The 19,720-nt window shown below is 69.1% G+C and carries 21 protein-coding genes and 1 riboswitch; of the genes, 12 read left to right on the plus strand and 9 right to left on the minus strand.

Translation table 11 applies throughout. The annotated features are described in order from the left end of the window. The 3 genes from IPV09_RS12830 to IPV09_RS12840 form a co-directional block, all read left to right on the plus strand. Positions 1 to 891 (plus strand): dihydrodipicolinate synthase family protein (locus IPV09_RS12830; protein WP_207475660.1); only part of this gene is annotated, 891 nt, incomplete at its 5' end. 20 nt (positions 892 to 911) lie between these two features. Beyond that, positions 912 to 1,844: an ROK family protein gene (locus tag IPV09_RS12835; protein ID WP_207475661.1), complete on the plus strand. Its 933-nt coding sequence runs from the start codon at positions 912 to 914 to the stop codon at positions 1,842 to 1,844. Positions 1,845 to 1,963: 119 nt separating this feature from the next. Further along, positions 1,964 to 2,656 carry an N-acetylmannosamine-6-phosphate 2-epimerase gene (locus IPV09_RS12840; RefSeq protein WP_207475662.1) on the plus strand — a complete coding sequence of 231 codons (693 nt, stop codon included), beginning with the start codon at positions 1,964 to 1,966 and terminating at the stop codon, positions 2,654 to 2,656. Between the two features lie 36 nt (positions 2,657 to 2,692). Here the strand turns inward: IPV09_RS12840 and IPV09_RS12845 are convergent, their stop codons facing one another. Genes IPV09_RS12845 through glmS form a run of 4 tightly spaced genes read right to left on the minus strand, consistent with a single transcriptional unit; the run spans position 2,693 to position 6,745 of the window. Further along, positions 2,693 to 3,124 carry an NUDIX hydrolase gene (locus tag IPV09_RS12845; protein ID WP_207475663.1) on the minus strand — a complete coding sequence of 144 codons (432 nt, stop codon included), beginning with the start codon at positions 3,122 to 3,124 and terminating at the stop codon, positions 2,693 to 2,695. Then, entirely contained in the window at positions 3,088 to 4,527 is a 1,440-nt protein-coding gene (locus IPV09_RS12850; RefSeq protein WP_207475664.1) for a bifunctional ADP-dependent NAD(P)H-hydrate dehydratase/NAD(P)H-hydrate epimerase, read from the minus strand. The genes IPV09_RS12845 and IPV09_RS12850 overlap by 37 nt, the downstream gene beginning before the upstream one ends. Continuing rightward, positions 4,524 to 4,877 carry a holo-ACP synthase gene (locus IPV09_RS12855; protein ID WP_207475665.1) on the minus strand — a complete coding sequence of 118 codons (354 nt, stop codon included), beginning with the start codon at positions 4,875 to 4,877 and terminating at the stop codon, positions 4,524 to 4,526. The genes IPV09_RS12850 and IPV09_RS12855 overlap by 4 nt, the downstream gene beginning before the upstream one ends. Positions 4,878 to 4,900: 23 nt before the next feature. Further along, on the minus strand, positions 4,901 to 6,745 hold the full coding sequence (gene glmS, locus IPV09_RS12860; protein WP_207475666.1) for a glutamine--fructose-6-phosphate transaminase (isomerizing): 1,845 nt from the start codon (positions 6,743 to 6,745) through the stop codon (positions 4,901 to 4,903). 168 nt (positions 6,746 to 6,913) lie between these two features. Between glmS and coaA the strand changes: the two genes are divergently transcribed. Further along, the gene (gene coaA / locus IPV09_RS12865) at positions 6,914 to 7,879 is read left to right on the plus strand and encodes a type I pantothenate kinase (RefSeq protein WP_207475667.1); all 966 of its coding nucleotides are present in this window, start codon (positions 6,914 to 6,916) and stop codon (positions 7,877 to 7,879) included. Positions 7,880 to 7,989: 110 nt separating this feature from the next. Then, a complete protein-coding gene (locus IPV09_RS12870; protein WP_207475668.1) occupies positions 7,990 to 8,952 on the plus strand; it encodes a peptidoglycan-binding protein in 963 nt (320 codons plus the stop codon). A 78-nt stretch (positions 8,953 to 9,030) separates the two neighbouring features. Here IPV09_RS12870 and glmM read toward each other — a convergent pair whose 3' ends face one another. The 5 genes from glmM to rplM all read right to left on the minus strand — a co-directional run bounded on the left by glmM (position 9,031) and on the right by rplM (position 13,470). Next, positions 9,031 to 10,380 (minus strand): phosphoglucosamine mutase, encoded by a 1,350-nt coding sequence (gene glmM, locus IPV09_RS12875; RefSeq protein WP_207475669.1) that lies wholly within the window; start codon positions 10,378 to 10,380, stop codon positions 9,031 to 9,033. 112 nt (positions 10,381 to 10,492) lie between these two features. Then, entirely contained in the window at positions 10,493 to 11,767 is a 1,275-nt protein-coding gene (locus IPV09_RS12880) for a TerC family protein (RefSeq protein WP_207475670.1), read from the minus strand. A 20-nt stretch (positions 11,768 to 11,787) separates the two neighbouring features. Further along, positions 11,788 to 11,961, minus strand: coding sequence for a hypothetical protein (locus tag IPV09_RS12885; RefSeq protein ID WP_207475671.1), 174 nt, complete (start codon positions 11,959 to 11,961; stop codon positions 11,788 to 11,790). Positions 11,962 to 12,463: 502 nt separating this feature from the next. Further along, on the minus strand, positions 12,464 to 13,003 hold the full coding sequence (gene rpsI / locus IPV09_RS12890; protein WP_207475672.1) for a 30S ribosomal protein S9: 540 nt from the start codon (positions 13,001 to 13,003) through the stop codon (positions 12,464 to 12,466). 23 nt (positions 13,004 to 13,026) lie between these two features. Next, positions 13,027 to 13,470 (minus strand): 50S ribosomal protein L13, encoded by a 444-nt coding sequence (rplM, locus tag IPV09_RS12895; protein ID WP_207475673.1) that lies wholly within the window; start codon positions 13,468 to 13,470, stop codon positions 13,027 to 13,029. 247 nt (positions 13,471 to 13,717) lie between these two features. Between rplM and IPV09_RS12900 the strand changes: the two genes are divergently transcribed. The 7 genes from IPV09_RS12900 to IPV09_RS12930 all read left to right on the plus strand — a co-directional run. Continuing rightward, on the plus strand, positions 13,718 to 14,332 hold the full coding sequence (locus tag IPV09_RS12900; protein ID WP_207475674.1) for a hypothetical protein: 615 nt from the start codon (positions 13,718 to 13,720) through the stop codon (positions 14,330 to 14,332). Between the two features lie 32 nt (positions 14,333 to 14,364). Continuing rightward, entirely contained in the window at positions 14,365 to 15,804 is a 1,440-nt protein-coding gene (locus tag IPV09_RS12905) for a glycoside hydrolase family 125 protein (protein WP_242681603.1), read from the plus strand. Further along, positions 15,791 to 16,543 carry a tRNA (guanosine(46)-N7)-methyltransferase TrmB gene (trmB, locus tag IPV09_RS12910; protein WP_207475675.1) on the plus strand — a complete coding sequence of 251 codons (753 nt, stop codon included), beginning with the start codon at positions 15,791 to 15,793 and terminating at the stop codon, positions 16,541 to 16,543. The genes IPV09_RS12905 and trmB overlap by 14 nt, the downstream gene beginning before the upstream one ends. After that, positions 16,540 to 17,475 carry a tRNA pseudouridine(38-40) synthase TruA gene (truA, locus tag IPV09_RS12915; RefSeq protein WP_207475676.1) on the plus strand — a complete coding sequence of 312 codons (936 nt, stop codon included), beginning with the start codon at positions 16,540 to 16,542 and terminating at the stop codon, positions 17,473 to 17,475. Before trmB ends, truA begins: the two co-directional genes overlap by 4 nt. After that, complete coding sequence (locus IPV09_RS12920) at positions 17,472 to 18,074, plus strand: class I SAM-dependent methyltransferase (RefSeq protein ID WP_207475677.1); 603 nt, start codon at positions 17,472 to 17,474, stop codon at positions 18,072 to 18,074. Before truA ends, IPV09_RS12920 begins: the two co-directional genes overlap by 4 nt. A gap of 110 nt (positions 18,075 to 18,184) precedes the next feature. Continuing rightward, entirely contained in the window at positions 18,185 to 18,385 is a 201-nt protein-coding gene (locus IPV09_RS12925; protein ID WP_207475678.1) for a CsbD family protein, read from the plus strand. 124 nt (positions 18,386 to 18,509) lie between these two features. After that, positions 18,510 to 18,632: riboswitch (cobalamin riboswitch) on the plus strand. Between the two features lie 86 nt (positions 18,633 to 18,718). Continuing rightward, on the plus strand, positions 18,719 to 19,720 hold a 1,002-nt coding region (locus tag IPV09_RS12930; protein WP_207475679.1), incomplete at its 3' end, for a hypothetical protein.

A 19,720-nucleotide genomic window follows, 5' to 3' on the forward strand; every position in this document is an offset into this window, starting at 1 on the left:
CCGCCCCTGGTCACCCCGTTCACCGCCGACGGTGACCTCGACCTGCCCTCACTGGAACGCGTCGTCGCGCGCCTGCTCGACGGTGGCGTGCACGGCATCTTCGCGCTGGGCTCCAGCGGCGAGGTGGCCCAACTCACCGACGCCAACCGCGCCCGGGTGCTCGAGGCCGTCAGCGGCTTCGTGGCCGGACAGGTGCCGATCCTGGCCGGTGTCATCGACATGCAGACCGACCGCGTCATCGAGCACATCAGGGTGGCGGAGAAGTTCGGCATGGACGGCATCGTGGCGACCGCCCCGTTCTACTCGATCACCGGCCCCGAAGAGATCGAGGGCCACTTCCGGGCCCTGGGCGCGGCGACCGACCTGCCGCTGTACGCCTACGACCTGCCGGTGTGCGTCCACGTCAAGCTCTCCCCGTCGCTGCTGGTCAGCCTGGGCGCCGACGGCGTGCTGGCCGGGGTGAAGGACTCCTCGGGTGATGACGTGTCCTTCCGCCGCCTGGTCATGCAGAACAAGGCCATCGGCTCCCCGCTGGCGCTGCTGACCGGCCACGAGATCGTCGTCGACGGTGCCTACCTGGCAGGCGCCGACGGCGTCGTCCCGGGGCTCGGCAATGTCGACCCGGCCGGCTACGTGCGGCTGCACAACGCGGCGCAGAACCAGGACTGGGCAGCCGTGCGCACCGAACAGGACCGACTGGCGCGTCTGTTCGAGATCGTCTTCGCCCCCGTCGGCAAGACCGGCCCTGCCGCCGGCATTGGCGCCTTCAAGACCGCCCTGCGCGAGCTGGGCGTGATCTCGACCAACACCATGTCGCGCCCGATGACCCCCCTGGAGGGCGACAGCGTCACCGCCATCCGGCAGATCCTGGCCGACACCGGACTGCTCTGATCCAGCCGGAAGCCACGACGATGACCCCACAGGTGCTCGCCCTCGACCTGGGCGGAACCAAGACCACGGCCGCCCTGGTCGCGACCGACGGCGTCTCGGCTCAGGTGCTGCACCGGGCCACCCGCGCCACCCCGGCCCCCGAGGGGGCGGCGGCGGTGCTCGCCGCTGCGCTGTCCCTGGCCGCCGACGTCCTCGGGGCTCGTCCCGATGCCGCCCCGGTGGCCGTCGGGATTGCCTCGGCCGGGGTGGTCGACCCGCCGCTCGGGGTCATCACGCATGCCACCGACCACCTGCCCGGATGGCCGGGGACCGATCTGGCCGGGGCCTTCGGGCGACGCTTCGGTGTACCGGTGGCCTGCCTCAACGACGTGCACGCCCACGGTCTGGGTGAGGCCGTGTTCGGAGCCGGGGTCGGCGCGGCCAGCATGCTGCTGGTCGCGGTCGGCACCGGCATCGGCGGCTGCCACGTCATTGACGGGTCCCCGGTGCTGGGGGCCACCTTCTCGGCCGGACACATCGGGCATGTCGCGGTGCCCGAGGCCACCGGGGTCCCCTGCCCCTGCGGCCGCATCGGGCACCTGGAGGGCATTGCCTCTGGACCCGGCATCCACGCCGGCTTCCTGGCCCGTGAGGGGGTGGCCGCCGACACCCGCGAGATCGCCGCGCTCGCGGCCGCCGGCGACCAGCGGGCGTCCGCAGTGATCCGCGGGGCCGGTTTCGCCACCGGACGGGTGATCGGCGGCCTGCTGAACGTGCTCAACCCCCAGACCGTGGTGCTCACCGGGGGCGTGGCCGAGATCGGCGAGTTGTGGCTCGACGCCGTCCGCTCAGGCGTGACCCATGATGCGATGGATGTCGCCGCCGGCACTGCCCTGGTGCCGGCCACGGCCGGGGTCGAGGCCGCGCTGCTCGGTGCCGCCCACTGGGCGCTGAGTTCTCCTCGCGGGGGATGACCCCCGTCCCCCACACACCACCAGCGGGGGATGACCCCCAGCACCCCCACGCACCACCCGCGGGGGATGACCCCCTGCACCCCCACGCCGCCCTCGCCATCTCGTCGAAAGGTCCGTCCATGACCACACCTCGCCAGCACCCGCTGCTCGCACCGCTGGAGGGCACCCTGGTGGTGTCCTGCCAGGCCTACCCCGGCGAACCGATGCGCGACCCGCGGACGATGGCCCAGGTGGCCGCCGCCGTCGAGATCGGCGGGGCCTCGGCCGTCCGCGCGCAGGGACTCGACGACATCCGTGCGGTGAAGGCTGCCGTGCAGGTGCCGGTGATCGGCATCTGGAAGGACGGCGCCGAAGGCGTGTTCATCACCCCCACCCTGGCGCACGCGGTGGCGGTCGCCGAGGCGGGCGCCGACATCATTGCCCTGGACGGCACCCAGCGCCCCCGCCCCGACGGCTTGACCTTCGCCGAGACGATGCGCCGGCTGCGCGAGGTGACCGACGCCCCGGTGATGGCCGACTGTGACTCCTACGAGTCGGCCATGGCTGCCGCCGACGCCGGCGCCGAGATCATTGGGACGACCCTGTCGGGCTACACCGGCGTTCGTCCCAAGACTGACGGACCCGACTTGGAACTGCTGACCCACCTGGTCACTGCCCTGCCCGAGCACGTGGTGATGGCCGAGGGTCGGGTGCACACCCTCGAGCACGCCCGGGCAGCCCGGGCGACGGGCGCCTTCGCGGTGGTCGTCGGCACCGCCATCACCCACCCGAGTTCGATCACGAGCTGGTTCCGCGACGCCGTCGTCGGCTGACGTTTCACATGGACGCAACAAGCCTGCCAACACCGCTCAGCCGGCCAACACCTGGCGCACCATCGTCACCGGCCAGCCGCCAGGGCCTGCGTAGTCGTCCAGGTCGGCCAGGTCGACCCAGGCCGCGTCATCAGTGGAACCACCAACCTCGACGGCGAACTGACCGCCGATGATCTCGGCGCGGTAGACCAACTGGATGGCGAACAGGGGACGCCCGGCTTGGGGACTGACCCGCTCGGCCGCGTCAATCCACAGGTGCCCCACGTGGGGGGTGCCGAGGACCCTGATCTGGTAGCCGGTCTCTTCGGCCACCTCCCGCATACAGCACTGCACCGGGCTCTCACCGATCTCCAGGCCGCCGCCGGGAAGGGTCCATTCGCTGGCCACCGACGTCTGGTAGTGGGCCAGCAACACCTGCCCCTCACGGAGGATTACAGCGTAGGCAGCCGGTCGGGTGTCGAAATCCATCCGCTGATGATCTCAGGAAAGCTTGCCGCCAGCACCTCAGGAGGACGAGGACCAGGATGTGCGGCGCCGGCCAAGGCCTGCAGCGAGGCGGCCACGGCGGCGGCCTCCGGGGCTCGGACACCGGCCGCCAGCAACGCCCCGCAGGCCCCGGCCAGGACATCCCCCGAGCCGGCCTGGGCGGCCCATGCCTTGCCCGCGACCGCCACCAGCACCCGACCGTGGGGTTCGACCACGTACTGGGTCCCACCCTTGAGCAGCACGGTCGCGCTGGTCCGCCGGGCGGCCTCGCGGGCAGCGCTCAGCGGGTCATCGACGACCTGGCTGCGCTCGATGCCCAGCAGCGTGGCCAGCTCCCCTGCGTGCGGGGTCAGCAGGCTGCCGGCCGGCAACGCGTCGGGCAGCACCTGCAGGGCACCCGCGTCGACCACCATCGGCACGTCCTCGGCGCACAGTTCGGCCAGACGTCGACGCGCCACCTCGCGGTGCTCCTCATCGACCTGCCAACCCGAACCGACCACCCAGGCCTGGACCCGTCCATGGCCGGGGACGACGCTGGGCCAGCGCTGGACGACCCGGTCGGACACCTCGGTGTCCCCGGCGTGGCGCACCATGCCGACCCCGGTGAACAGGGCCCCGGCAGCGCCGAGCATGGCGGCGCCCGGGTAGCGCACCGAACCGGTGTCCAGCCCGACGACCCCGCGGGAGTACTTGTCGCTGGCCACCCCCGGCCACGGGTACCACGCCGCCAGGTCGTGAGCCTCCACCTGCCAGACCAACGGGTCACCCACCGGCACACCGATGTCGACCAGGTGCACCACGCCGCAGTGGGTCGCTGCCGGGGCGGCCACCTGGCACAGCTTGTGGGCAATGAACGTGACGGTGCGCTGTGCCGCAAACGCCGGGGCTGGCACCGTGGGCCGGTCCGCGGCGAGACCGCTGGGCACGTCCACGGCAAGCACCGGGATGCGTCGACGACGGGCCTCGGCGGCGAACCTCTCCACTGATTCGCTCAGTCCTCGACGTCCGCCCAGCCCGGCGACCCCGTCGATGATCAGGGTGGCTTCCGGCAACGCCTCCATGGCCTCTGCGCGCGAGACCAGGTGGCCGCCGCCCTTGAGCACGGCGCGCAGACCGCCGGGGTGGGTCTGGTCGGACACGGCCCAGACCAGGACGGTGGCCTCCAGTTCCGCGGCGGCGAACAGTGCGTCACCGGCGTTGTTCCCCTGTCCGGCGGCGACGATCACGACCGGCTGGCCCTGCTGCGGGCCGCGTCCCCTGATCATGTCGCGGGCGTGCTCGGCGACCGCTGCCGCCGCCCTCGCCATCAGGTCGACGCCGGGGTTGTCGACCCAGAAGGCCTCCTCGGCACGGCGGGTCTCGTCCGCGGACAGGATCGGCTTCATCGTTGCTCCGCGACGACCAGCGCCGTGGCAAGTCCCGCGTCGTGGCTGATCGAGACGTGCACGTGGTTGACACCGAGGTCATCGGCGGTCTGTTGGACCGTGCCCCGCAACGCGAAACTCGGACGCCCGTCACCGTTGCGGACGACCTCGCAGTCGAGCCACCGCATGCCACCCGGTGAGCCCAGCGCCTTGGCCAGGGCTTCCTTGGCGGCGAAGCGTCCGGCCTGGGAGGTGACCGGCAGGGTCAGCTCGTGCGCGGTCAGGATGCGGGCAGCGATGCCGGGCCGCCGTTGCAGCATGCCCTCGAACCGCTCGATGCTGCAGACGTCGACGCCGACTCCGATGATCATGACCACACCCTAGTGGCGCGGCCTCACTCGACGGTGACCGACTTGGCCAGGTTGCGGGGCTGGTCGACGTCGTGGCCGAGCTGGGTGGCCAACTCGCAGGCGAAGACCTGCAGCGGGATCGTCGCCACCAGCGGCTGCAGCAGGGTCGAGACCTTGGGCAGCTTGAACCACAGGTCGGCATAGGGCGCGACCTCGTCGTCGCCCTCCTCAGCCAGCACGATGGTGCGGGCGCCGCGGGCGCGAATCTCCTGGATGTTCGAGACGACCTTGTCGTGCAGCTGGTCGCGGCCCTGGGGCGGGACGACCACGAAGACGGGAAGGTCCTGGTCGATCAGCGCAATGGGGCCATGCTTCAACTCACCGGCAGCGAAGCCCTCGGCGTGCAGGTAGGCGAGTTCCTTGAGCTTGAGCGCACCCTCGAGGGCGACCGGGTAGCCCACGTGACGCCCCAGGAACAGGATGGAGCGCTGGTCCTTGAGGTCGGAGGCCAGCTCCATGATCGGTTCGAGGTTGTCGAGCACGCTCTGGATCTTGGACGGCATGCTCTCGAGTTCATCCATCAGCGCCTTGATCTCATCGCCGTACTTCATGCCGCGCACCTGGGCCAGGTAGAGCCCCAGCAGGTAGCAGGCCACCACCTGGGTGATGAATCCCTTGGTGGAGGCGACTCCGATCTCCGGCCCGGCGTGGGTGTAGATCACCGCGTCCGACTCGCGGGGGATGGTGGCGCCATTGGTGTTGCAGATGGCGATCACCTTGGCGTGCTGCTCGCGGGCGTGGCGCACGGCCATGAGCGTGTCGGCGGTCTCCCCCGACTGCGAGATGGTGACGACCAGGGTCATCGGGTCGATGATCGGGTCGCGGTAGCGGAACTCGCTGGCGATCTCGACCTCGCAGGGGATTCGGGTCCAGTGCTCGATGGCGTACTTGGCGACCAGCCCGGCATAGAACGCCGTGCCGCAGGCGACGATGACGATCTTGTTGACCCGGCGCAGTTCCTCGGGGCTGATCCGGATCTCGTCGAGGACGAGTTCGCCGCGGGTGTTGAACCGTCCGAGCAGGGTGTCGGCCACCGCCTGGGGCTGCTCGAAGATCTCCTTGCGCATGAACCAGTCGTAGCCATTCTTCTCGGCAGCCGACAGGTCCCAGTCGACGTGGTACTCCCGCACCTCGACGGGCGCGCCGTCGAAGTCGGTGACCTGGTAGCCGTCGCGGGTGATGGTGACGAGCTGGTCCTGGCCCAGTTCGATGGCCTCACGGGTGTACTCGATGAAGGCCGCGACGTCGCTGGCCAGGAAGTTCTCTCCCTCGCCGAGACCGACGACCAGGGGCGAGTTCCGGCGCGAGGCGACCACCCGGTCGGGGTCGGCCTGGTCGATGGCGACCAGCGTGAAGGCCCCGGTCAGGCGCTTGCTGACATTGCCGAGCGCCTCGGCAATGTCGATGCCCTGGGCGACCTGCTGGCCCAGCAGCTGGGCGGCGACCTCGGTGTCGGTCTCGGAGGTGAACTCGATGCCCGTGGCGGCCAGTTCGGCGCGCAGTTCGGCAAAGTTCTCGACGATGCCGTTGTGCACCAGCGCGACGCGACCGTTGGACGAGACGTGGGGGTGGGCATTGGTGTCGGTGGGGCCGCCGTGGGTGGCCCACCGGGTGTGCCCGACACCCTGATGCGCCTCGGGAATGGGGTTGGCCTCCAACTCATCGGTCAGGTTGGCGAGCTTGCCCGCCTTCTTGCGCCATTCGAAGCCGTCGGGGCCCGGCACGGCGATGCCGGCCGAGTCATAGCCCCGGTACTCCAGGCGGCGCAAACCACCGATGACGACGTCCCGCGCATTGCGATGGCCTACATAGCCCACGATTCCACACATGGCAAGAAACGTACATGAAGGCTGAGCGTTTCCCAACTTGCCACGGGCTCGGTGTCGACCGCACCTCGGAGCGGCAGGTGGCGCCGCGGCCCGCTCTATGTGAATCTTGCCTGATGAGAGGGACCGGTGCAGCATCGAGCGACGATCGGGCAGCGGTCAGCACACGGCATGCCCACTGAGCCCCACGCCCCGTCCCACGCCGAGACCACCCCGTTCGTGGAGCTGTCCCGCAGGGAGTGGGCCAGTCTGGCCGAGAACACCGACATCGACCTGGACGAGGCCACCGTGGAACGGTTGCGCGGCCTGGGTGACCCGACCAGCCAGTTGGACGTCACCGAGGTCTACGTCCCGCTGACCCAGCTGTTGCACCTCTACATCCACCACACTGGCAAGCTCTACCAGGCCACCCACGGTTTCCTGGAACTGGACGTGGAGCGCACCCCCTTCGTCATCGCCATCGCCGGGTCGGTGGCGGTGGGCAAGTCGACCACCGCCCGCCTGCTGCAGGAACTGCTGCGGCGCTCCCCCGGACATCCCCGTGTCGACCTGGTCACCACCGACGGGTTCCTGTACCCCAACGACGAGCTCCAGCGCCGCGGCCTGCTCGACCGCAAGGGCTTCCCCGAGAGCTACGACCGGCGCGCGCTGATCGAGTTCGTCAGCCAGGTGAAGTCGGGCCTGGCCGAGGTGCGGGCCCCGGTCTACTCCCACCACGTCTACGACATCGTCGAGGGCCGCACCCAGATCATCACCAAACCCGACATCCTGATCGTCGAGGGGCTGAACGTGCTGCAGCCGGCCCGGGTGCATGCCGACGGCACCACGGGGGTGGCGTTGAGCGACTACATCGACTTCTCGGTCTACGTCGACGCCGACGAGGACGACATCAAGCAGTGGTTCCTGGAACGCTTCCTGGCGCTGCGGGCCACCGCCTTCCAGGACCCCGAGAGCTACTTCGTCCGATTCGCCGACCTGAGCGACGAGCAGGCGACCACGATGGCCATGGACATCTGGGACGAGATCAACGGCGTCAACCTTGCCCAGAACATTGCCCCCACCCGGGAGCGCGCCACCGCGATCCTGCTCAAGGGGCCTGACCACGCCGTCGCCACGATCAGGGTGCGCAAGGTCTGAACGACAGCTGAGGATCCAGCGCAGGTCCGGGTGGGACGACCCCCGCCCGGGCTAGCTTGGGGGCGCGGACACCAGTCCGCACCATCCCCTCACCCCCGGAAGGTTGTTCCGTGAAACGTTTCTCGGCCCTCCTCGTCGCCGTTGTCATGGCGCTCGGCCTCATCTCCTCCTCCACCGGTGCGTCCAGCGCACAGGCGGTCACCTTCAACAGCTGGCCCGTGGTTGCCGAAGGCAACACCAATACCTATCGGGTCAAGACCATCCAGTACCTGCTCACCGCCAAGGGCTACCCCACCACTGCTGACGGCAGTTTCGGACCCGCCACCGAGGCCAATGTCATCAAGTTCCAGAAGGCCAACGGACTGGTCGCGGACGGCCAGGTCGGTGCCGGGACGTGGCCGAAGCTGGCCAACTACAGCCTGCGGCAGGGTTCCACCGGGAACGCGGTGAAGGGGCTGCAGGAGCAGCTGCGTCGCAATGGCTACAGCGTGGCCGTGGACGGCAGCTTCGGCTCCGGGACGCTGTCGGCCGTGCGCAGCTTCCAGACCAAGTCCGGGCTCAGCGTGGACGGTGTCGTCGGCCCTGACACCTGGCGTGCCCTGATCGCCGGGGTGTCCTCGACCGGCGGCACCACCCGGGCCACCCTGGCCAAGACCATCCTCAACGACGGGGGCATCACCCTGCTGCACTTCTGCGGCCCCAGCTACGCCTCACCCCGCCAGAACATCGCCGACACCGCCGCCGGCGGAGCGGCCTACACCGGCGGTGGCGACGTCGGCAAGGTGGCGGTCTGGCTCGACACCCGGATGCTGACGTTCATGCGCGACTTCGGCGTGTCCAACAGTTACCGGGTCACCACCATCGCCGGCTGCGACCACTCCTCGACCTCGCTGCACTACAAGGGCAAGGCCGTCGACATCGACTACGCCAACGGGGTGAAGGTCAGCACCACCACCGCGGGTCGCAACATCGCGGCCACCATCAAGAACTACTGCCTGGCCAAGGGCGCCAGTTCGGTGCTGGGCCCCGGGGACGCCGGTCACAGCGGTCACGTCCACTGCGCCTGGAACTGATCGACCCGGCACCTGCGCAGCACAACAGGCGGGGCTCGAGCGCAATGCTCGGGCCCCGCGTGGCGTGTCGGGGGTTGTTCAGAGGCTGACGCGGCTCTTGACGATGTCGGCCAGCTTCTCGGCGATCTGCTGGGCCTGCTCACTGGTCCCGGCCTCGACCATCACCCGGACGACGGGCTCGGTGCCCGAGGGGCGCAGCACGACGCGTCCGGTGTCACCGAGTTCCTGGTTCGCCCGCGCCACGGCGGCGTTGACGTCGGGGTCGATGCCGGCACGCAGCTTGTCGACGTTCTGGACGTTGAGCAACACCTGCGGCAGGCGGCTCATCACTCCGGCCAGTTCCTTCAGGGTTCGTCCGGTGCGGGCCATCCGTGCGGCCAGGTGCAGACCGGTCAGCACGCCGTCGCCGGTCGTGGCGAACTCGCTCATGATGACGTGGCCCGACTGCTCGCCGCCCAGCACGAAGCCGTTCGCGTTCATGGACTCCAGCACGTAGCGGTCCCCCACCTTGGTCGCGTCGACCTTGATGCCCTCGGCCTTCATGGCGTTGACGAACCCGAGGTTGCTCATGATGGTGGCGACCACGGTGCCGGAGGCGAGCTTGTGCTCCTCCTTCAGCGCCAGCGCCAGGATGGCCAGGATCTGGTCCCCGTCGATGTCGTTGCCCTCGGCGTCCACGGCCAGGCAGCGGTCGGCGTCGCCGTCAAAGGCCAGGCCGAGGTCGGCGCCCTGCTCGACGACGATGCGGCGAATGTCGCCCATGTGCGTCGAGCCGCAGTTCTCGTTGATGTTGAGGCCGTCGGGGGTGTTGTGGATGGCAATGACCTCGGCACCCTGGGTCTCGAAGGCCGCGACAGCGGTCATGTACGAGGCACCATTGGCGCAGTCCAGGACCACCTTGATGCCGTCGAGGCTGGCGTCCGCTCCCAGACTGGCGACCAGGTGGGCGACGTAGGCCTCCACGGCGCCGAGGTCGGTAGTGACCCGGCCGACGTTGGCGCCGGTGGGACGCTGCCAGTCCTCACCGAGGCGTTCCTCGATGGCGTCCTCGAGGGAGTCGTCGAGTTTCACCCCGCCGCGGCTGAAGAATTTGATGCCGTTGTCGGGCATGGCGTTGTGCGAGGCCGACAGCATCACGCCCAGGTCGGCGTTCGCGTCGTTGACCAGGAAGGCCAGTGCGGGGGTCGGGACGACACCCACCCGGACCACGTCCACACCGGCGCTGGCCAGGCCGGCGATGACCGCAGCCTCCAGGAACTCGCCGCTCGCGCGGGGGTCGCGGCCCACGATCGCGGTGGGCCGGGAGCGGAAGGCCCCGGCCTCCCCGAGCACGTGGGCAGCCGCGACCGACAGGTCGAGTGCCAGTTCAGCGGTCAGGTCAACGTTCGCCTTGCCGCGGACGCCATCAGTTCCAAAGAGTCGAGCCACCCCTCCACCCTAGTGCCAGCCCCCCGCGCGGGTGGAATCGTCGCGACGCGCAGCGGGGCGGGCAGGCCTGCGCCTGTCCGCCCCGTGGGCTGAAGATGTTGGCCGTCAGCGGCTACTGCTTGCCGACGTTGGCATTCGGGTCGGCGCGCAGCACGTGCTCGACCGGCAGCTCGTTCTCCGGGCTGGTCTGCGACCCGTACCCTTCGGCCACGCGGCGATCCTTCTCCTCCCGGGCACGGATGAACAGGTGCATCAGTTCGTCCGGGTCGGTGATGGCATCGCGGTACTTCTGGTCCATGTTCGCGATGTACTCCATCTCGTTGGTGAGCGCCCGGTAGGTCGCCTCCCGACGGTCCTGGTCGGTGTCGTAGTCGTAGTCCAGGTACCGCTCGGCATGGTGACGGGCGTTGTTGACGGCCGTCTGCGCCTTGCCCCGGGGCGAGACCAGCGAGGCCACGATGGTGAGGGTGAGCACACCGACAATGACGATCAGCGAGGTGGCAATGTCGATCTCCATCACGGCAACCGGCTCGCCGCCATTGATGAACGGCACGTTGTTCTCGTGCAGCGCGTGCAGGATCAGCTTGACGCCGATGAAGGCCAGGATGGCCGACAGTCCGTAGCTGAGGTAGATGAGACGATCCAGCAGTCCGTCGATGAGGAAGAAGAGCTGGCGCAGGCCCATCAGTGAAAAGGCGGTGGCGGTGAAGACGATGAAGGTGGACTGGGTCAGACCGAAGATGGCCGGGATGGAGTCCAGCGCGAACAGGATGTCGGTGCCACCGATGGCGACCATCACCAGCAACATCGGGGTCAGCATCTTCTTGCCGTTGACCACGGTCGTCAGCTTGTCGCCGTCGTAGTGCTCCGAAGTGTTCAGGAACTTGCGTGCCAGCCGGATGATGATGTTGTCGGCGGTGTGCTCGTCCTCGCCCTCCCCGCGCAGCATGTTGCCGGCGGTGATGATCAGGATGAGTCCGAAGATGTAGAACGCCCAGGCGAACCGATCAAGAATCGCCGCACCCAGGAAGATGAAGCCGGTGCGGGCGATCAGGGCGAACACGATGCCGAACAGCAGCACCTTCTGCTGGTCGGCACGGGGCACCTTGAACGCACTCATGATGATCAGGAAGACGAACAGGTTGTCGACGCTGAGCGCCTTCTCGGTCACGTAGCCGGCGAAGTACTCGGCGCCTGCCTGATGTCCCCCGAAGTACCACACGCCGAATCCGAAGGCGACGGCCAGACCCACGTAGATGGACGACCAGACGGCCGCTTCCTTCAGCGTCGGCACGTGGGCCTTGCGCACGTGGAAGAAGAAGTCGAACAGCAACAGGGCACCGATCAGCACGATCGTGCCTGCCCATGCGTAGGTGGGTACGTTCACTCAATATCTCCCGGAATGGATCATCGGCGCAGGCCGAGGATGGCAGTGGCGCGTGACCGGACGGCCAGGCGTGGCAACAGCACCTGCGCACCACTGGTGGCGGGCAGCGCCCGCAGCAGCACAGTGGTGTTGGTCAGGAACGGGACCAAGGGGTCGCTCGCCCAGAGGGGTTCGGCAGCACCGAACGCACCCACTGTACCAACGCGGGACCCAGCTGCGGAAATTCCCGAGCCGACGCGCCCGGATGGACCGGACATTGTGACTCCAGTGCCACGACTACCGCCCGGCCCGCCAGTTCGACCGGACATTCTGCCCACCCGGTCACAAATGCCCCCCAAACCACCCGTCCGACCGGACATTGTGGCTCCAGTGCCACGACTACCGCCCAGGGCGTCCCGCCTGACCGGACATTCTGCCCACACGGCCACGCCTGTCCCCACGCCGTCGCGTTGGGTCGTCCCAGCAACGTGCACCCAGCGCAGCATCTTCGTCCTGCCGGCCCCCAATGCCGTCACTGGATGCGCAGTGCTGGGACCCCTGGCCAGCGACCATCTCCGGGGCGCAGCGTCCCTGGTGGGCATGCGGCGTCGTGCCCCGTGGCCAGGCATTCCCGCCACTTTCGCTCGGGAACGCAGAAACCCCCGCCGATGGCGGGGGTTTCGTGACGTTGCCGTGCGGGCTGGTGCCCGCGCCGGATCAACGCTTGGAGTACTGGGGAGCCTTGCGGGCCTTCTTGAGACCAGCCTTCTTGCGCTCCTTGATGCGGGAGTCACGCGACAGCATGCCAGCCTTCTTCAGCGCGGGACGGCTCGCCTCTTCATCGATCGCGTTGAGCGCGCGGGCGATGCCCAGGCGCAGGGCTCCGGCCTGGCCCGAGATGCCACCGCCGTGCAGGCGGGCGATGATGTCGTAGGCGTCGGTGACGCCGGCGGTGCCGAGCGGGTCGGTCACGATCTGCTGGTGCACCTTGTTCGGGAAGTACTCGTCCAGGGCGCGGCCGTTGATGGTGATGGTGCCGGAGCCGGGCACGAGGCGGACGCGGGCGACGGCCTCCTTGCGACGACCAGTGGCGTTGCCAGCGGCGATCACGGCCGGCCGCGAGGTGGTTCCGGCGGCGGCAGCGGGGTTCGAATCGCTGCGGTAGGCGATTTCGCGGTCGTTCTCGTCCACGAAGGTCGTCTGCTCGGTGTCGACGTCGACGTTCTCGTCAACTTCAGCGGTGGGGGTCTCAGTCACGGCGTGTCCTCAGGCTTCGGCGATCACTGGGCGATCTGGGTGATCGCGTAGGGCTGCGGCTGCTGGGCCGCATGGGGGTGCTCGGGGCCGGAGTAGACCTTGAGCTTGTTGATCAGCTGACGGCTCAGCTTGTTCTTGGGAAGCATGCCCCACACGGCCATCTCGACGGCCTTGCGCGGGTCAGAGGCCAGCACGTCACCGATCGCGGTGGCGGTCAGGCCACCAGGACGACCCGAGTGGCGGTAGCGCATCGAGTCGGTGCGCTTGTTGCCGGTCAGGGCGATCTTGGAGGCGTTGATGATGACGACGAAGTCACCACCGTCGACGTGGGGCGCGAAGGTGGCCTTGTGCTTGCCACGCAGAAGCGTCGCGGTGGCAACGGCGAGGCGGCCGAGAACGACGTTCTCGGCGTCGATCACATGCCAGTTCCTGGTGATCTCGCCAGACTTGGGGCTGTAGGTAGACACGGTCACAGACCATCTTCCCGGTAGTTGCGTGGACAGTGAAGGTGCGCCGCTTGGCCACCAGGGTCTCGAGGACCGGGCACACCGAGGCGCAACAGCGCACAACTTTACCTGCGCGAGCTGTCCGGGTCAAAACGGTGCCATCCACCGGTCCCGCAACCCCACGAGACGCCGAGGAGAATGCGCCCAGCAACGTGCCATGCCGAGGTTCAAGGAGCCTAGTCTGATTCAAGGAGCCTAGTCTGACCTGATGACCACTCCCCAGCCGCCGCGACGCCTGCTGGCCGGTCGCACCGCCCTGGTCGTGCTGCTGGGGTGGTCGGCACGCACGTGGCAGCCGGTGAAGTGGGCCCCGCTGTTTGCCGTGCTGCTGCTCACCGACGCAGCGACGGTGCATGAGCAGGCGGGTGGCTGGCTGGCCGGGGCACTGCACCTACCGGCCGTCGCCGGACTACGTCCGCGTGACCTGGGCGAACTGGTGGTCGCGGCTGCATTCATGGTCCCCTCACTGGCGCTGGTGATGGTTGCCTGGCGGCGCACCAGCGCCCCCTACCGCCGCTTCCACGTGACGATCGTCGCGCTCCTGGGCCTGCTGGCTGCCTTCGGGCTCATCTTCGACCTGCTGCATTCAGCGGCGACGACACCCTCCGTCGACCAACTGGTGGCGCTGCTCGAGGACGGCGGCGAGATGCTGGCCGTCTCGGCCCTGCTCGCCTTCCTCGTAGCCCATGCCGCCGGCGGGCGGGACGTGTGGCTGGGCACCCTCGTCGGTCGGGCACTGCCCCGCAGAGTGGTGACCGCCATCGACGGCACCCCAGGACCCCCAGCTGCGGCGCCACCACGCGGGGATGGATCGATCACCTAGGCTGTCGCAATGCCCGACCCGCTCCACGACCCATGAGTCGTCCCCGATGGAGCCAGCCGACCCGTTGGCCCGGCCTGGTGCGCGGCGCCACCTCTCTGGTCCGCCGAACCGGACGGTTGAGCGACCTGACCAGTGAGTCGGAGGCAATGCTGGCCCACACCCAGCCCGCCACCGACCAGGTGCGCGGGGTGATCAGCACCCACGGCCAGCGGATCAGCGAGGCCCTGGGTGACCCGGTGGCCGGGCGCATGTTCACCCGGTTGATGCTGAACACCTGGCAGACCACCATGACCCGCCGCCCCGATGGCACCACCTTCGTGATCACCGGCGACATCCCTGCCATGTGGCTGCGGGACTCCTCGGCCCAGTTGCGACCTTTCGTGCTGCTGGCCCCGGAGTCCGAGGACATGGTCGAGGCCATCCTCGGTGTGGTGCGCCAGCAGTGGCAGTGCATCGAGCGCGCCCCCTACGCCAACGCCTTCAACCCCGAACCCAACAACGCCTCCTGGCACCCCGGCGATTTGTGCGACAACCCCTGGGTCTGGGAGGAGAAGTACGAGGTCGACTCGCTGGCCTTCCCCATCCAGCTCGCCTGGCAGGTGTGGAAGGCGACGGGGCTGGACGCGGCCATCGAGCCGGTGCGCCACCGCGCCCGGATCGTGGTCGACCTGTGGCGCCGCGAGCAGGACCATGCCGCCGGTTCCTCCTACCGGTTCGTCCGTCCGCGCAGCGGGGACACCCTCGGCAAGGACGGCCGCGGCACCCCGGTGGCGCGCACCGGCATGACCTGGTCGGGTTTTCGTCCCAGCGACGACCCCTGCGCCCTGGGCTACAACATCCCCGCGCAGCTGTTCGCCGCCCATGCGCTCGACCTGCTCGCCGAGATGGCCCAGCACTGGCGAGACGCCGACCTGGTCGCCGGGTGCACCGCGCTGGCCGCCGACATTCGCCAGGGTGTCAAGGCTCACGGCTTCGCAGCCGGACTTGAGGCCGGAACGGGCCCGGTGCTCGCCTATGAGGTCGATGGCCTGGGCGGCCAGGTGATGATGGACGACGCGAACATGCCGAGCCTGTTGAGCCTGCCCCTGTGCTCGGCCGTCGCCGCCGACGATCCGGTCTACCGGGCGACCCGCCGCTGGGTGCTGTCCCAGCGCAACCCCCACTACCACCTGGGCACCGCCGCCTCCGGGGTCGGCAGCCCGCACACCCCGCAGGGCCACATCTGGCCGATCGGGTTGGCCGTGCAGGGGTTGACGAGCAACTGTCCAGCCACCAAGCGCCGGATGGCCGAGGTGCTGATGCGCACTGACGGCGGCACTGGCATGATGCACGAGAGCTTCCACGCCGACGACGCGGGCACCTTCACCCGGCCGTGGTTCAGCTGGGCGAACTCGATGTTCTGTGAACTGCTGCTCGACCTGGCCGGCGTCACGATGACCGACCTGACCGGAGACTGGCATGACGACTGGTGAGCAGCGGGTCCACCGCGAGGTGGTCTCGTTCGTCCGACGTTCGGCGCGGATGAACCCCAGTCAGGCCAAGGCGTGGGACCGCTGGGCCGACTCCCGCGTCGTCGGCATCCAGACCCGCGAGACCAGCACCTCGGTCGCCGCCCAACCGGTGCCCGACTGGGACGAGATCTTCGGTCGCAGCGCACCGATCATCGTCGAGATCGGGTCGGGGTCGGGCGAGTCGCTGGTGCCGATGGCCGCCGCCCGCCCGGAATGCAATGTCGTGGCCTTTGAGGTCTTCGAGCCCGCCGTCGCCAGCACCCTGTCGCGGCTGGCCCGTCATGATCCCCCCGTCGACAACGTCCGCCTCGTCATCGCTGACGGCGCCCAGGGGCTGGCGCACCTCTTCGATCCGGGCCAGGTGGTCGAGTTGTGGACCTTCTTCGCCGACCCCTGGCACAAGTCGCGCCACCACAAGAGGCGCCTGGTCAGCGACGACCTGGCCGACACCGTGGCACGGCAACTCGTGCCCGGCGGACGCTGGCACCTGGCCACCGACTGGCAGGACTACGCCGAGTGGATGCGCGAGAACCTGGACGAGGCGCCCGGGCTGCGCAATGCCCACCTGGCCGACGGCGGTTGGGCGCCACGTCTGGCGGCCCGGCCGGTGACGAAGTACGAGGCCCGCGGGATCGCCGCGGGCCGGGCGATCCACGACCTGGAGTACGTGGTCACCACTGACGACGGGCAGCAGTCGTGAGGTACCGACTCGACCTGGCCTACGACGGCACCGACTTCTTCGGCTGGGCCACCCAGCCCGGACTGCGCACCGTCGAGGAGACGCTGGCCACGTGGGTCGCCCAGGTGTTGCGACTCGACGAACCGGCCCGGTTGATCGTGGCCGGACGCACCGACGCCGGGGTGCACGCCACCGGGCAGGTCTGCCACTTCGACCTGCCCGACGACTTCGTGGTCACCTTGCGCACCGGCGAGTCCTCCGACGTGGCGGCGGTGTTGAAGCACCGACTGGGCAGGGTGCTGCCCGACGACCTGATCGTGCGCGGGGTCAGGCCCGTGAGCGACGACTTCGATGCCCGCTTCTCGGCCACCTTTCGGCGCTACACCTATCGCCTCTGGGACGACCTCGGCATCCACGAACCCACGCTGCGGCGACGCGTCGCCCAGGTGCGGGGAGTCCTGGACGTCGAGGCGATGAACATGGCTGCGGAACTGCTGCTCGGGCTGCACGACTTCGCCGCCTTCTGCAAGCCCCGCAAGGGGGCCACCACGATCCGGACGCTGCGCCAGTTGAGCGGGGTGCGCGACCCCGTCGGCACGGTGGTCTTCACCGTCGTCGCCGATGCCTTCTGCCATTCGATGGTCCGCTCCCTGATGGGTGCCATCGTCGGGGTCGGGCAGGGTGAGCCGCCCCGCAAGGGACGCATCCGTCGCGACCAGGACTGGGTGGCGGCACTGCTCGCGGCAGCCGTGCGGGACTCCACCGTGCTGATGATGCCAGCCTCCGGACTGACACTGAGTGAGGTCGGCTACCCGACTGACGACCAGCTGGCTGTGCGTGCCGCCGAGTCCCGGCGTCGCCGCGAACCCCACGAAGCCCAGAACCGGCGCGCCGCCCCCGACGAGATCGACAACGACGAGGCGGACAACGACGAGACGGACAATGAGGAATGAGCCACTACTTCGAGAGCCCGCAGGCACCCGAGAAGCGCCGCACCATCGAGACCAGCATCTGGGGCCGCAGCCACACCTTCACCACCGCCAACGGCGTCTTCTCCGGAGCCCGACTCGACCCCGGCACTGCCGTGCTGTTCCGGGAGACCACACCCCCACCAGGGTCGGGCCGCTTCCTGGACCTGGGCTGCGGTTTCGGCCCGATCGCGGTGGCGCTGGCCACCGAATGCCCCGCCGCCCAGGTGGATGCGGTGGACGTGAACGAACGAGCGCTGGCGCTGACCGCCCTCAACGCGGAGCAGGCAGGGGTCGGCGACCGGGTGCGGGTGGCGTCCACCGAGGTGCTGCTGGCAGAACAACCCCGCTATGACCAGATCTGGTCGAATCCGCCGATCCGCATCGGCAAGCAGGCGCTGCATGACCTGCTGGCGACCTGGCTGCCCACGCTGACCCCGACTGGCGAGGCGTGGCTGGTGGTGAGCAAGAACCTGGGCGGCGACTCGCTGCAGCAGTGGCTCATCGACCAGGGATGGCCCACCGAACGGACGGCCTCGTCCAAGGGTTTTCGGGTGCTGCGGGTGACCCCTGCGACGCTCTGAGCACACCGATTCGGAAAAAAACTGACGAATCGCTGACGGACCCCGATGTGGGGGCGTAGTGTCACAGGACCGGTCGGGACAGGCCCGACACCAAGGAGAGGTTGTTGCCTATGGGACTCGGAGACAAGATCGAGAACGCAGCCGATGAGGTGGCCGGCAAGGCCAAGGAATCATACGGCGATGCGACTGACAACCAGCGTCTCGAAGCAGAGGGCAAACTCCAGCAGGGTGAAGCCAAGGTGAAGCAGGCCGGTGAGGACGTCAAGGACGCCACCGGTGACCTCGTCGACGACGCCAAGAACAAGTTCTGACGCGCATCACCCGCGCCGATGAACGGTGGCCCGTCCCCCCAGGGGGCGGGCCACTTCCGTTTCCCCGGGGCAGCACCGTGGCTGCTTATCGGTGGGCACCCTCGGTGATTCCCGGCGGGTGGGGTAGGTTGTGGGCATTCGTCGTTGTCGGGGGAATCCGGTGCCATTCCGGAACTGACCCGCAGCCGTGAAGGTCCAGGCACACCTGGCCCCAGTCGGAGCACCCGCGCTGACGAGCACCCATCCATGGCCGTCGGCCATGTCCGTCGTGGCCAGCGGAAATCAGGGAAGCGAACTCTCGCGAACCTCCGTTGGTTCGTTTGAGAGGAACCCATGAATCTTCGTACTCGCCTCGCGGCCGCCGGGTTTGCGGCTGCTGTGCTGCTTTCGCCCGTGGTGGCCGGAAATGCCCAGGCCGATGCCCCCCTGGCCGGGCCGCTGGTCCCCGCCGTGGCACCGAGCCCGCAGGCCACGGCCGCCGCCACCTACCTGGCTGACCAGTGGAAGGCGAGCCAGTCGATCAGCAACGGCGCCCTGGCCGATGCCATCGCCAGCCTGGCCGCCACCGGACTGCACGGCGACGTGCTCGCCGAGATGAACACGGCGCTGAAGTCGCAGGCCGCCTCCTACGCCACCAATCCGGGCGCCGCCGGCAAGGTTGCCATCGCCGCCCTCGCCCTGGGTGAGGACCCCACCACCTACGGCGGGGTCGACCTGGTGCAGGTCATCACCGACGGTTTGACTGCCAGCCCCGACGCAGGCGGCATCTTCAGCCTTCCCTACGCCGTGATCGCGCTGGTGCGCGCCGACGTGACCGTGCCGCAGGCCTCCATCGATGCCCTGCTCGATGCCCAGGACGCCAGCGGCGCCTTCGGCTACCTGGCCACCTGGGAGAACCCGCCGGTCTTCACCGTCGACGGTGACTCCACCGGAGTGGCGATCACGGCCCTGGTCGGGCTCGAGGAGTCGGGACAGGGCGGTCAGGACGTCACCGACGCACTCGACGCGGCGATCGGCTGGGCGCAGACGACCCAGGCCGGGGACGGTTCGTGGGCCGGCTACAGCCCGGCGAACGCCACCGCGCTGATCGGCCAGGGGCTGCTCGCCGCCGGGGAGGACGTCACTGACGCCCTGGCCTACCTGGTCGACCAGCAGTCGGCCGCCGGCGGCGCCGGCCTTCCCAGCACCCACGACGGCACCTCACCCAACCTGATGGCCACCGTCCAGGGGCTGTTGCTGCTGGCCGGCGACGACCTGCTGAACGTCACCCTCACCGTGGCCACTCCGGCACCCACCACCACTGCCCCGGTCACCACTGCCCCGGTCACCACTGCC

This window comes from Tessaracoccus sp. SD287 (assembly GCF_017355265.1).
Taxonomy (GTDB): domain Bacteria; phylum Actinomycetota; class Actinomycetes; order Propionibacteriales; family Propionibacteriaceae; genus Aestuariimicrobium.